13 protein-coding genes are annotated in these 13271 nt (G+C 46.8%); 2 read left to right on the top strand and 11 right to left on the bottom strand.

Annotated features, from left to right (window positions below; genetic code table 11):
• Positions 1-11 precede the first annotated feature (11 nt).
• Positions 12-1376, top strand: coding sequence for an FAD-dependent oxidoreductase (locus tag ACT6NU_RS01970; RefSeq protein WP_445382782.1), 1365 nt, complete (start codon positions 12-14; stop codon positions 1374-1376).
• 50 nt (positions 1377-1426) lie between these two features.
• Here ACT6NU_RS01970 and ACT6NU_RS01965 read toward each other — a convergent pair whose 3' ends face one another.
• Together ACT6NU_RS01965 and ACT6NU_RS01960 are read right to left on the bottom strand one after the other, a co-directional pair.
• Positions 1427-2209 (bottom strand): zinc ribbon domain-containing protein, encoded by a 783-nt coding sequence (locus ACT6NU_RS01965; RefSeq protein WP_445382781.1) that lies wholly within the window; start codon positions 2207-2209, stop codon positions 1427-1429.
• Positions 2210-2211: 2 nt separating this feature from the next.
• Positions 2212-3306: a Nif3-like dinuclear metal center hexameric protein gene (locus ACT6NU_RS01960; protein WP_445382780.1), complete on the bottom strand. Its 1095-nt coding sequence runs from the start codon at positions 3304-3306 to the stop codon at positions 2212-2214.
• A gap of 51 nt (positions 3307-3357) precedes the next feature.
• On the opposite strand from ACT6NU_RS01960, the gene lpxK reads away from it, so the two are divergent.
• Positions 3358-4350, top strand: coding sequence for a tetraacyldisaccharide 4'-kinase (lpxK, locus tag ACT6NU_RS01955; protein WP_445382779.1), 993 nt, complete (start codon positions 3358-3360; stop codon positions 4348-4350).
• Here the strand turns inward: lpxK and ACT6NU_RS01950 are convergent.
• The 9 genes from ACT6NU_RS01950 to ACT6NU_RS01910 form a co-directional block, all read right to left on the bottom strand.
• On the bottom strand, positions 4347-6563 hold the full coding sequence (locus ACT6NU_RS01950) for an ATP-binding protein (protein WP_445382778.1): 2217 nt from the start codon (positions 6561-6563) through the stop codon (positions 4347-4349). The two genes, lpxK and ACT6NU_RS01950, sit on opposite strands and share 4 nt — an antisense overlap.
• Positions 6560-7573, bottom strand: coding sequence for a type I glyceraldehyde-3-phosphate dehydrogenase (gene gap / locus ACT6NU_RS01945; RefSeq protein WP_445382777.1), 1014 nt, complete (start codon positions 7571-7573; stop codon positions 6560-6562). Before gap ends, ACT6NU_RS01950 begins: the two co-directional genes overlap by 4 nt.
• A gap of 23 nt (positions 7574-7596) precedes the next feature.
• A complete protein-coding gene (gene lipA / locus ACT6NU_RS01940) occupies positions 7597-8472 on the bottom strand; it encodes a lipoyl synthase (protein WP_445382776.1) in 876 nt (291 codons plus the stop codon).
• A gap of 71 nt (positions 8473-8543) precedes the next feature.
• Positions 8544-9101 carry an RNA polymerase sigma factor gene (locus tag ACT6NU_RS01935; RefSeq protein ID WP_445382775.1) on the bottom strand — a complete coding sequence of 186 codons (558 nt, stop codon included), beginning with the start codon at positions 9099-9101 and terminating at the stop codon, positions 8544-8546.
• Between the two features lie 74 nt (positions 9102-9175).
• Positions 9176-9376, bottom strand: a complete 201-nt coding sequence (locus ACT6NU_RS01930) for a membrane or secreted protein (RefSeq protein WP_445382774.1) — start codon at positions 9374-9376, stop codon at positions 9176-9178.
• 73 nt (positions 9377-9449) lie between these two features.
• A complete protein-coding gene (locus ACT6NU_RS01925; protein WP_445382773.1) occupies positions 9450-10208 on the bottom strand; it encodes an anti-sigma factor domain-containing protein in 759 nt (252 codons plus the stop codon).
• Positions 10205-10771 carry an RNA polymerase sigma factor gene (locus ACT6NU_RS01920; RefSeq protein ID WP_445382772.1) on the bottom strand — a complete coding sequence of 189 codons (567 nt, stop codon included), beginning with the start codon at positions 10769-10771 and terminating at the stop codon, positions 10205-10207. Before ACT6NU_RS01920 ends, ACT6NU_RS01925 begins: the two co-directional genes overlap by 4 nt.
• Positions 10772-11007: 236 nt before the next feature.
• The gene (murB, locus tag ACT6NU_RS01915; protein ID WP_445382771.1) at positions 11008-12021 is read right to left on the bottom strand and encodes a UDP-N-acetylmuramate dehydrogenase; all 1014 of its coding nucleotides are present in this window, start codon (positions 12019-12021) and stop codon (positions 11008-11010) included.
• The gene (locus ACT6NU_RS01910) at positions 12021-13211 is read right to left on the bottom strand and encodes a pyridoxal phosphate-dependent aminotransferase (RefSeq protein ID WP_445382770.1); all 1191 of its coding nucleotides are present in this window, start codon (positions 13209-13211) and stop codon (positions 12021-12023) included. The genes murB and ACT6NU_RS01910 overlap by 1 nt, the downstream gene beginning before the upstream one ends.
• Between the last annotated feature and the right edge of the window lie 60 nt (positions 13212-13271).

Genomic DNA, 13271 nt, shown 5'->3' with positions numbered 1-13271 from the left:
CTAGCCCTAATATGAAACAAAGTTCAAAGAACATTGCAATAGTCGGTTCGGGACTGGTGGGATCTCTGCTTGCCATATATCTGAAAAAAGCAGGCCACCAGGTAACGGTTTTTGATCGCAGACCAGACATACGCAATGTGGTATTTTCAGGACGCTCCATCAATCTGGCTATGAGTAATCGCGGCTGGAAGGCACTTGAAGGGGCAGGGATTGAAGAGGCGATCAGGCAAATCGCCATCCCATTATACCAGCGTGCCCTGCACGTCAAAGACACCCCTTTATATTACCAGAAATACGGGAAACAAGGGGAAGCCATCTGGTCTATTTCCAGGGGGGTGCTCAACCGCAAAATGATTGACCTTGCCGAAGAGGCCGGAGTAGTCTTCCGATTCGAAGAAAAGGTCTGGGATATTGACCTGCCAACTGCACAAATTTATACCGGAGAGACGGAGAAAAGCGAATGGACAGCCTATCAGTTCGATCATGTTTTCGGATGTGACGGGGCCTTTTCCAGGGTGCGCCATAAAATGCAGCGTCGAAGCCGGTTTAATTACTCACAGGAGTTTATAGACTTAGGTTATAAAGAGCTGACCATCCCGCCAAACCCGGATGGTACCCACAAGCTGGACAAGCATTCTTTCCATATCTGGCCCAGGGGAGCCTTTATGTTTATAGCTATGCCCAACCTGGACGGCAGCTTTACCTGTACGCTCTTCCTGCCATTTGAAGGCAATGAATCCTTCGAGAGTATCCGGACCAAGCCTGATGCCAGAAAATTTTTCGCTACCCATTTTCCGAATGTCATGCAGGACATTGAGAACCTGACAGAGGATTTTTTCAAGAATCCCACTTCGGCCCTAGTTACAATAAAATGCTATCCATGGACCTACTGGGACAAAGTGGCTCTGGTAGGCGATTCGGCCCATGCGGTTGTACCCTTTTTCGGACAGGGGATGAATGCAGGTTTTGAGGATATTTCGGAACTCAATAATCTTATGGAAACCCATGGGGATGATTGGGAACAGATTTTTTCAGAATACCAGGAAAAACGAAAACCCAATGCTGATGCCATCGCGGAATTGAGTTACCGTAATTTTATAGAAATGAGCAGTAAAACGGCTAACCCGGAATTCTTATTGCAAAAAAAGATTGAAAAGCATTTTGCTGCGCTTTACCCGGACAAATGGGTCCCTGCTTATTCCAGAGTTACTTTTTCAGACAGGCCTTATACAGAAGCCCTGGAATTAGGAGACCAGCAGGAGCGGATCATGAAAGAAATCATGAAAATGCCTGATCTGGAGGATCGCTGGGATTCTGAGGAAGTTACCCGGCGCATCCTGGACTTACTTTTGGAAAATCCGGTTAAGACCCCATAAAAAAACCACCTCTTCAGAGGTGGTTTCATGTGTTTTATGTAGGTCAGTTATTATTTGATCTTTTCAAATAACTGCTGCATTTTACCTTGTTCTTCTTCTGCCAGTACAGGGTCTACCAGGATTCTGCCACTGTGCTCATCGGTAATAATCTTTTTTCGAGAGGCAATTTCCACCTGAACCTGAGGGGGGATAGTAAAGAAAGAACCACCTGAGGCTCCCCGCTCAATAGGAACCACCGCCAGGCCATTTTTAACGTTGTGGCGAATGCGTTTATAGGCGTTTACCAGTCGTTCTTCAATTTGCTTTTCGAATTCCTCGGATTTCTTCAAAAGGGCTTTTTCCTCTTTTTCGGTTTCTGCCAGGATCGCATCCAGTTCACTTTTTTTATGTTTCAGATGCGTTTCCCGTTCGCTGAGCTTCTCCTTGGTTTCGGTAATAACCTCTTTTTTCTGCTCGATCTGGGCCTTGAATTCCTTGATGTGCTTCTCTGCCAGCTGTATTTCCAGTTCCTGGAATTCAACTTCTTTGGAAAGCGAGTTAAATTCCCGGCTGTTGCGGACATTTTTCTGCTGTTCGCTGTATTTCTTGATCAAAGCCTTCGCATCTTCGATCATATTCTTTTTGGCCGTAATCTCGTAGTTAATGGTTTCGACATCCGTCTTGAGCTTGTCTACGCGGGTTTTAAGTCCCAGCACTTCATCTTCAAGATCCTGAACTTCCAGCGGCAGTTCCCCGCGAACATTGCGGATTTCATCTACGCGGGAGTCAATTAACTGCAGGTCGTACAGGGCCCTTAATTTTTCTTCTACTGTAGCTTCTGTCTTTGATGCCATATTTAAAAATAATTGATGGGATTCGTTTTCGTCTCGGATAAAGAGATGGCAAAATTAGGAATTTTTTTCCGAAGATAATCAACCAAAAGGTTTTTTGTAAACTGCTCAGTTTCATAGTGCCCGATATCGGCCAGCACTATTTTTCCTTCAGCGGTAAAGAAGTCGTGATACTTCAGGTCTGAGGTGACCAGTATATCTGCCCCCGCCGCCAGGGCTGGCCCAATGGCAAAGGCTCCACTGCCACCCAGAACGGCTACTTTCCGGACCGTTCCCGAAAGTAATTGTGAGTGCCTTATGACAGAGACATTCATCTGTTTTTTAAGTAGTTCCAGAAACTTCACTGTTTCCAGGGGCTTTTCAAGCTCGCCCAACATTCCCATGCCCAGGAGTTGATGAGCATTGTCAAGTGTATACAGCTCATAGGCTACTTCTTCATAGGGGTGGTGGTTGAAAAGTGCCTGCAAAACTTCAGTTTGACGATCAGATGAGAAGGTGAGGTCCAGCCTGATCTCATTTTCAAGTTGCGGAATACCAGGTTTGCCCACGGCAGGCCGGGCAGAAGGCCCGGGGGTAAAACTACCCTGACCTGCAGACCGAAAACTGCAATTGGAGTAATTGCCGATATTCCCGGCCCCGGCTTCAAACAAGCCTTCAAGCAGGGAATCGGTATGGGATTCCGGCACATAGGTAACCAGTTTGCGAATCACTCCTTTTTTGGGAATGAGGATACTATTGTTTTTCAGGCCGAGGATCTCGCAGATCTTGCCGTTAACGCCTTCCCTGACATTATCCAGGGCCGTGTGCATACTGTAAATAGCAATATTGTTTTTAATGGCTTTCAGTATAGCCCGTTCAACATAGGTATCCCCCCTGAGTTTTTTAAGGCCCCTGAAAATGATCGGATGGAAACTCACAATCAGGTTGCATTGCTTCTGCACAGCTTCGTCAATAACTGCTTCCAGGGTATCCAGGGTAACCAGTATGCCAGTTACTTCAGTATTATATTGCCCTACCAGCAGGCCAACATTGTCAAAATCCTCAGCATAAGACAATGGTGCGAGTTCTTCCAGCTGATTGGTTACATCTTTAATAGTCATCGGGTCTGTATTTTCAAGCCTCTCAAAGATAAATAAACTATTTTCGCTCTTATGAACTTCATACGAAAATTGGCGCTTCCTGTGTCTTTGATCTATGGCCTGGTGGTTTACCTGCGCAACAAATGTTATGACTGGGGGTGGTTCACTTCGGTTTCTTTTTCCACGCCTGTTTTGTGTGTGGGAAACCTCAGCGTGGGCGGGACCGGGAAAACGCCCATGGTAGAATGGCTGCTCCGCGAAATTGAGGGTAAAAAGAAAGTAGCAGTTCTAAGCAGGGGATACGGACGTAATTCAAAAGGTTTTTTGCTGGCAGCAAAAGACAAAAGTGCCGCTGATCTGGGAGATGAACCAGCCCAGCTATACCAAAAATTCCCTGAAGTAACAATAGCTGTTGACGGCAACCGCAGAAGGGGTATACGAAAACTTCAGGAGCTATTGGCTCCGGACCTGATAATTCTTGATGACGGTTTTCAGCACAGGCGAGTTCAGCCCAGGGGCAGCATCCTGCTTACCACCTATGACAGTCTGTACACAGAGGACTTTTACCTCCCTTCAGGAAGCCTCCGCGACCATAAATCACAGGCATCCCGCGCAGATGTGGTAGTGGTTACCAAATCTCCTGAACAACTCAGCGATGTCAGCCGGGAGCGTATTCGAAAAAGATTAAAGCTGCATTCAGAGCAGTTGCTTTTATTTGCCAGCCTGGCCTATGAGCAGGCCCAGACTCCTGAGGGAAAAAAAATTGAGCTCAGCACTTTAAAAGACACCCCCTTGACCCTGGTAACCGGGATTGCCCGTCCGGAGCCCCTCCTGAACTATCTGAGGTCGGCTGGACTGCAATTTCGGCATATGCGATTTGCAGACCACCACAATTTCAGCCCGGGGGAGATTAAACAACTGCAAAAGCAAAAGTGTGTACTTACCACTGAGAAGGATGCGGTACGGCTCAGGGGACAATTGGATGCAATGATTACAATAGGGGTTAAACACCATTTCACCCCTGGGGAAGAGCTGCTTTTCAAAGACTATTTATCAGCCCTTTAACTCAGGGTTTTTTTCATTTTATGCTCCACGATGTTTTCCCCGATTTTCTGATAAAACAATTCGGGTTTAAAGGGTTTGGTGACTACATCGTTACATCCGGCTGCATAGAAAGTTTCAAGACTGTCATCCAGGGAGATGGCCGTAAGAGCTATTATAGGGGTATCCGGGTCAAACTCCCTTATGGCCGCAGTAGCCTCCACCCCGCTGATCCCCGGCATGTGGATGTCCATTAATATCCCGTCGTACGCATTGGTTTTGGCCAGAGAGATCGCCTCAGTCCCGTTATTCGCGATATCGCAACTGATATTTTTCTTTGCCAGCATTTTCTTGGTAATAACCTGGTTGATCTTGTTGTCTTCAACCACCAGCACATTCAGCCCGTCAAACTCGTATTCCTTTTCGGCAATTTCAAAGGGGATATCATCCACAATATTATCCTTGCATTTGAGCTGCAATTCAAAATAGAAAGAGCTTCCCTTCCCTGGCTCGCTTTCGAGTTTGATCTGGCTGCCAAAAAGCCCTAATAGGCTTTTTACGATGGTAAGCCCCAGGCCGGTTCCTCCGTATTCACGGTTTATTTGAATGGAACCCTGTTCAAAACTGTCGAAAATATGCTCCTGTTGCTCTTTGTCGATACCAATCCCGTCATCCCGTACTTCAAAATACAGGTGGGCTACATCATCTTCCAGTTTAATGAGTTTTGCCAGTACAAGAACTTCTCCCTGTTTGGTGAATTTCAGGGCATTGCCCACCAGGTTCATAAAGATCTGTGATAATTTTAAAGGATCACTCATTAGCGGCCCCGGGATTTGCGTGTCGTAATCCAGGATCAGTTCCGTCTGGTTTTCCTTCGCGGTCTGCTGCAGGGAATTCATTACCTCCGTAAGGACCTTTTTAAGGTTGAATTCCACTTCCATGGGCTCCAGCTTATCCGCATCAATTTTATTGATCTGGAGAATATCGTTGATAAAGTTCAGCAGGTAGTCTCCTGAAAACTTCAGGGCCTTCAGGTGTTCTTTCTGGGCTTCACTTGGGTTTTCTTCCAGCAAGAGGTGCGTCAGGCCCGTAACCGCGTACAGCGGCGTTCGCAATTCATGACTAACCGTTGAAAGGAAATTGGTTTTGGCCTCCATTGCCATAACGGCAGAATCCCTGGCGGCCTGTAATTCCCTGTTTTTAGTTTGGAGCAGGTCGTTGGTCTTCAGTTTTATCTGATTATTGCGGTACAGCGATACGGCCAGTAAGGAGATGATGGTCAGGAAAGCCGAGGTGAGGATAGCGGTTATTTCAGAACGGTTGGCAGATTCACTCAGGCGGAGGATTTGTTCATCCTGCTGCTTGAGCTGTTCTGTCATGAAGTTAATTTGTACACTGTCAGATTTCGAGGTCTCCACCTTCAATTTGGAAACGGTGTACAGAGAATCCCGCAGGCGTTGTATATTTTGAATATGGATTAAGGCCTCCGAATACTGACCGCTGCGCTCATAGAGTTCAGTAAGTAATTCATTTGCCTGTAAAACTTCTTTTGCAAATTCATTAGTCCTGGCTATTTCCAGTGCACTGCGGGCATTATCAATGCTGCTTTGAAGGTCTTCTTCCTCTCGGTTGAGCAGGCTGAGGCCCAGATATGCCTTGGTTTTGAGGTAATCTTTTTCGTAAGGGTCCGTATTGACCAAAAGGGAATTATAGTTGGTCTTGGCCGTATCAAACTTCCCTATAACCCTGTAGATGTCACCCTCCAAAAGAGTGATCAGGTTTAACAGGTTTCTGTCATTGCTTTCCTTTTTGGCCTCCAGCAATTTATTGATGGCCTGGAAATTGTTTCCTTCCAGGAACCGCAACTTCGCTTCAATATATTTGTAAACTGCAATCCCAAAAGGGTATTCCACCTTAGAAAGCATGGGGGTAACCCGTTCCCAGTAAAGCATGGCCGCCTCAATTTTCCCTATTTCCAGGTTTAACAGGGCCAGGTGATGATAGGAATCGATCAGGGCTTTTTCGTCCAGGTTTTCCTCTGCCCAGGAGGATGCTTTGTCCAGGGCTTCCAGGGCCAAAACAATTTTATCCTGGTTCCGGTAAGACCGGGCTGCGGCAATATGGGCGTCAAATTCTGCCCTAATCTGGCCGGATTCCTGGGCATACAAAGAACTGCCGATAAACAGCCCGAACAACAGGAAAATTCCAAAGGCGATATGTCGTCTGCAGCTAATCAAATATATTGTTTATCCAAGATCAGATTTATCGTATCGATTATCCGGCTGCTGTAGCCAGTTTCATTGTCATACCAACCAATCACTTTTACCATCTTTCCGATAACAGAAGTCATCTGAGAATCAAACGTACAGGAATGGCAACTATTGTTTATATCTACAGAAACTATAGGATCTTTCGTATAAATTAAGACGTTTTTTAGCTCATTTTCAGAAAACTTCTTAAAAGTAGCATTAATTTCCTGAATGCTAGTGGGTTTACGCACGTTAACCGTGATGTCGGTCAGGGAACCATTCGGAACGGGGACGCGGATCCCGCAACCCCCTATAACCGGGGCCAGATGCGGAAATATCCGTGTAAGGGCCTTGGCTGCTCCGGTTGTGGTGGGTACAATGGATTGCCCTGCAGCCCTGGCCCGCCTCAGGTCCTTGTGAGGCTGATCATGCAGGCTCTGGTCTGAGGTATATGAATGAATGGTAGTGATATAAGCCTGTTCAATACCGCACAACTGATCCAGTACCATAAGCATTGGCGCTGCATTATTGGTGGTACAGGAGGCATTGCTTATAATGGTTTCGCCGGCGCTGAGCTCCTTTTCATTTACCCCGTAGACAATCATGGGGATATCCTCATCGGCCGGAGGTGCAGACAGGATTACCCGTTTGGCCCCGCCTTTTATATGCCCTTCAAGGGCAGATTTGGTTTTAAACTTCCCGCTGGAATCGACCACCAGGTCTACGCCTGCCGCTGCCCAGGGGATGGTTTCAGGCGTCTCAAAATGGGTAAATTGGGTACGCTGCGGGCCAGCCTGAAGAAAGTCACCCTCCACGGTGATGGGATGGGCCAGTACCCCATGAATACTATCGTATTTCAACAAATGGGCCAGGGTAGGGGTGTCTGCCGGATCGTTGACCATAACCACTTTAATATGGGGCACGTCCAAAAGCAGGCGGTACAGGGTACGGCCTATCCTACCGAAACCGTTGATTCCTACGGCAATGGTTTTTTTCATAAATCAAGGGGGTGATAAGGAGGTTAGTCGATGTGCTTATGGGCCTTGTAGGAAGAACGTACCAGGGCACCACTTTCCACATGGCGAAAGCCCAATTCCAAACCTATTTCGCGATAGGCATCAAATTGTTCCGGGGTCACAAAATCCTTTACAGGAAGATGTTTCTTTGATGGCTGCAGATACTGGCCAATGGTGACGATATCCACATTGGCCTCCCTGAGGTCTTTAAGGGTTTGAACTACTTCTTCCTCTGTTTCCCCTAGGCCGAGCATAATTCCGGATTTAGTCCTTCGGGCGCCTTGTTCCCTCAGGTATTTCAGTACGCCCAGGCTTCTTTCATATTTTGCCTGTATACGAACTTCCCTGGTAAGCCTTCTGACCGTTTCCATATTATGGGAAATAACCTCTGGTGCAACAGCCAGTATTCTGTCCAAATGGGTTTCAATACCCTGAAAGTCAGGAATCAGGGTTTCAAGGGTAGTGTCCGGGTTCATTCTCCTTATGGCTTTAACCGTTTCCGCCCACATGATTGAACCCATATCTTTCAGGTCATCCCGGTCTACCGAGGTTATAACCGCATGCCTGATCCCCATAATTTTTATGGAACGGGCCACTTTTTCAGGTTCTGCCCAGTCAAGGTCTTCAGGCCTGCCGGTTTTTACACCACAAAAGCCGCAAGACCGCGTACAGATATTCCCAAGGATCATAAAGGTAGCGGTGCCTTCCCCCCAGCATTCTCCCATGTTAGGGCAACTCCCTGAGGTACAGATGGTATGCAGGTTATAAGTATCTACCAGTTTTCTAAGTTGGGTGTACTTCTTCCCTGTCGGTAATTTTACCCGAAGCCATTTGGGTTTTCCTTTTGCCGGGCCGGCTTCTTTAACTGCGGTAACGCTCATAGCTCATTTTTACGCAAATATACAAACTAATTCAGGCCTGATAAACTACCGAAAAAATACCTTTGGGATCCTTAAGAAGGGTTCTCGGGCTTTTGCGAGATCATCTGGGCAAGCAACTTTTTGGCTCTCAGTAATTTGACTTTGATGTTATTGACCGGTTCATCAAGGGTTTCCGCTATTTTGGCATAACTGTATTCGTGAAAATAGCGAAGGTTGATAACCTGCTGGTAAGAGGGTTTTAACTCTTTGATATGCTGCAGCAGTGTTTTAAGGTTCTGTTCGATAATGAGTTGGTCTTCAGCGCTGGGGCTATCGTCTAAAACCCGTTTTACAGCTTCTGAAGTATGGTGGTCCGTTTTTTCAAGGACATTTCTTTTGCGCTTGCGCAGCAGGTCTACATGCAGATTTTTGGAAATAGCAACCAGCCAGGTCTTGAAATTGTATTGCGGGTCATAGGTGCCCAGTTTATCAAAAGCCTTTGCAAAGGTCTGAATGGTAATATCCTCTGCGTCGTTTTCGTTCTTTGTCCTTTTAAGCTGAAACCCGTAAACCTCCGGCCAGTACTGATCCAGCAACTGGCTATAGGCTACCTGTCCGCCGGCTTTGGCTTTTTTAATGGTTTCAAGCAATATGTCGTTATCGGAAGGCAATAAATATAACTATGGTGAAAACAATAGCTACCCAAAAAAGGTATTGGCCTTAATCAGGCTGCGGTCTCCTGTCTGCAATCCTGTTCGGAAGGCAATTTTCCACACATACCACAAGCAGCACCGTCCTTGTTCAAATAAGGATTCTGGCTGGCACATGTACCGGAAAATTTCCCGTCCTTTTTTGACCAGATTTTAATGGCTATCCCCGCAAATGCAAGGGCGAGAAGGCCAATGGTGAGCAGTATAAGTTTCATACAGAAATTTTGACAAAGATATAAAAAAAGCCCCTGTTTATAGGGGCCATTTCTTATAAAGGCTTCTGCCGGGTCAATATCGGATATTGGCCACGATATTTTGAACGGTAGGGGTTGAATTCCCCCCTTTTGGCTCAATGGTAATATACCCGAGGGCCTTTTCCGCATACGGAAGCGCCAGTAATTTATCTTTATCGTCTATATTCTTGAGTACGCCAAGGTTCACCATTTCCCCGTTTACTTCTGCCCACATCTGATAGCACTGGTTTTCAGGAAGGTTGGGCAGGTTGCGCACGTTTATGTAAGATAGTTTCTTTACCGGGTTAATATAGGCGATTGCCTTCAGGTCACTGGCTTTTTTATTGCCATTGACCAGGTATTTTCGGGTCTGGGGGTTATTCAGGACAATAAACTGGTTGCGCACGTCTTCCAGTTGCTCGCGCATGTCTGCCTCAAGCGTTCTGATTTTATTATTTACAATGGCATTTTCCTGTTGCAGATTCTGGTTTTGGTTCCAGAAAAAATAAGATGAACCTGCAAAGAAGAGGGCAGCAAAACTCGCGGCTACCGCGTAACGCAGGAACTTTCTGCGCGCACTGCGCTGTGCACGGATTTTATGTAGTATTTTTTCTTTCAGTCCCTCAGGCGTTTTCAGGGCGTGTAATTTTGCATAGGCCTCCAGGTTTTCCTGAAGTTCCATGTAATTTTCCCTGACTTCGGGATACATAGCGATGTACCGCTCTACCTGAAGCGATTCCTCCGTTGTGGTCGTCCCAAGCAAATACCGCTCCAGCAGATCCGAATCGAGAAACAAACGTATTTTATCTTTCATGACAATGGCATTAAAACTGCTATCAGACCCATCGCGGGGCCATAGATTTTTTTGAGTTCCCTTAAACCGATTTTCAGGCGTGACTTGATGGTCCCCAGGGGAATATCGAGTTCGTCACTGGCTTCCTGCTGTGTCATACCCTGAAAAAACAAGGCTTCCAGCACTACCTGATATTTAGGTTCAATACTGCCCAGATGACGCTGAATATCCATCAGCTCTGGCTTAAGGGCATCCTCACCTAGCTTATATACGTTTGAAACATCTATTTGGATTTCCTTATCCGATTTTGTGCTCAGGCTTCTCAATTTGTCGATGGCGGTATTTCTGGTAATCCTGAAGAGCCAGGTAAAGAGCTTGGCTTTGGAGGCATCATAGCTGTCAGATTTTTTCCAAATCTTGATAAAACTTTCCTGAAGAACATCCTGGGCAAGGGCTTCATCCCTCACCACTTTGTAGGCAACACCGTACAGGGTATCCCCGTAGTGTTCATATAGCAGGGATATGGCTTTTTCATTGCCTTCTGCCAGAAGTTCTACAATATGTTTTTCTAGTAGTGTGCTCATCATTTGGGGGGATACCCGGAATATTCCATTCTCCGGCATCCAGAACCTCGGTTTCTACCGTATATAGGGAAACGTAAAGTTAGAAAATAGATTGTTACAACCCGATATTCTCAAGTTTTAATTAGTTAAGTGTGCAGCTGCCAACTGCGCGCTTTGTTTTGGTTAGTTTGGTTTGGTATAACCCCCGGAACTCTTTGAGGCCCGGGGGTTATTTTTTACGGAAAAGGTGAGTTTTTTCAAAGGATGTTTACTTCCGGGACCAAATCAATCCCGTAGTCTTCCCTGACTTTTTGCTGTATTTCTCTGGCAAGCCCGAGTATTTCTGAGCCCCTGGCATTCCCGTAGTTAACCAAAACAAGTGCCTGCCTTGAGTGCACCCCTGCATCCCCCCTGCGGACTCCTTTAAAGCCACATTTTTCAATCAGCCACCCGGCCGGAACTTTTATGAGGTCATCCGGTTGTGCATAACCCGGAAGGTCTGAATATTTATCTTTTAAAGTGGCATATTGGGCTGCGCTTATAACCGGGTTCTTGAAAAAACTACCACTGTTTCCCAGTTTGGCAGGGTCAGGCAGTTTACGCCTGCGAATAGCAATAACGGCATTTGCGATCTTTTCAGGGGTAACCGAATCGGCCGGAACACCCTGTAATTCTGATTCGATATCCCCGTAGGCCGTCCGTAACTGGTGGTTTTTACGGCTCAGGACAAGATCAACGGAAATGATGATGTATTTCCCTTTCAATTCGTTTTTGAATACCGAATCCCTGTAGCCGAACTGACAGGCTTCCCTGTCAAAATACCGGATCTCCCCGGAGCTGATCTCCATGGCCTGGCAGCCCCGGAAAACGTCTTTTAATTCAACCCCGTATGCCCCGATATTCTGTATGGGGGCCGTGCCGGTTTTTCCCGGGATCAGGGCCAGGTTTTCAATTCCGCCGTATCCCTTTTCCAGGGTCCATAAAACCAATTGGTGCCAGTTTTCGCCCGCCATAACACGAATGATCACCAGATCTTCCTGTTCTTCGAGGACTTCCTTTCCCTGCAGGTTTATGTGGATTACATGCGCCTGAAGGTCCTGGGTAAGCAGGATATTACTCCCGCCGCTGAGGACAAATAAGGGAAGGGATTCCTTCTGGGCCAGGAGGTGTTTCAGTTCTTCTGCAGTGCGCGCTGAACTGAATTTTGCAGCCTTCACATCTATACCAAAGGTATTATAAGGTTTCAGGCTAACATGGGTGGCATTCTGCATCAACCGGGGTATTTTGACAATGCTTCTTTCAGGATCTGAACGGCTTTTTTCAAGAGGGACTGCTCCAGGACATAGGCAATCCTGACCTGATTTTTACCCAGGCCTGGAGTGGCATAAAAGCCGGCTGCCGGGGCTACCATAACCGTATATCCGTCTACCTGAAAGTCTTCCAGTAACCACTGTGCAAAATGGTCCGCATCTGCGATGGGCAATTCTACCATGCAATAAAAGGCGCCCTGAGGTTTGGCAACTTTAATTCCGGGGATGCTCTTTAATTCTTCCAGCAGCAGGTCGCGGCGCTCACTGTATTCCCGGATCACATCATCAAAGTACTCCTGCGGAGTATCCAGTGCTGCTTCACTGGCAATTTGTGCGAAGGTGGGGGGTGAGAGCCTCGCCTGTGCAAATTTCAGCGCTGTTTGCATAATGTCCCGGTTGCGGCTGATCATACATCCGATCCGCGCCCCGCACATGCTGTATCTTTTGGAGACTGAATCCACAACTATGGCATGAGCTTGCAGGTCCGGTTCGGCTAGAATGGAATGGTGTTGCATCCCGTCGTAGGCAAATTCCCGGTAAACCTCGTCTGCAATTAGGAACAGGTCATGTTTTTTGACCAGTTTGGCCAGTTTTTGAATTTCTTCCCGCGTATACAGGTAACCTGTAGGGTTCCCGGGATTGCAAAGCAGGATAGCGCGGGTCCTGGGCCCGATATAACTTTCAAAATCTTCAATAGGTGGCAGGGCAAAATTGTCTTCAATACCTGAAACAACAGGTATTACCTTAATTCCCATGGCCGTGGCAAAGCCATTGTAGTTGGCGTAGAAAGGTTCCGGGATAATAATCTCATCTCCCGGGTCTGCAATGGTTGCCATGGTAAAGGAAAGGGCCTCCGACCCTCCAGTCGTTATGATTATTTCGGAGGCATCTACCTCAATCCCGTGTTTTTTGTAGTAGTTCGCCAATTTATTACGGTAGCTCTCCGAGCCTTCACTCCTGCTGTACTCCAGCACCTCCAGGGAGTGATGTTTTACGGCATCCAGGGCATTTTGTGGCGTCTTGATGTCTGGCTGGCCAATATTCAGGTGAATTACCTCTATCCCTTTCGCCCTCGCAGCCTCAGCATAGGGCACCAGTTTTCGGATAGGGGAGGCTGGCATGGCCTGGCCTTTTTTCGATACGATCGGCATGGTGTTGAATTATTAGACAAAAATGAGAAATGATTGCGGACAAAACAACTTAAAACCCTT

It is taken from the genome of Robiginitalea rubriflava (assembly GCF_052540725.1).
This window is presented reverse-complemented; position numbering and strand designations above follow the sequence as displayed.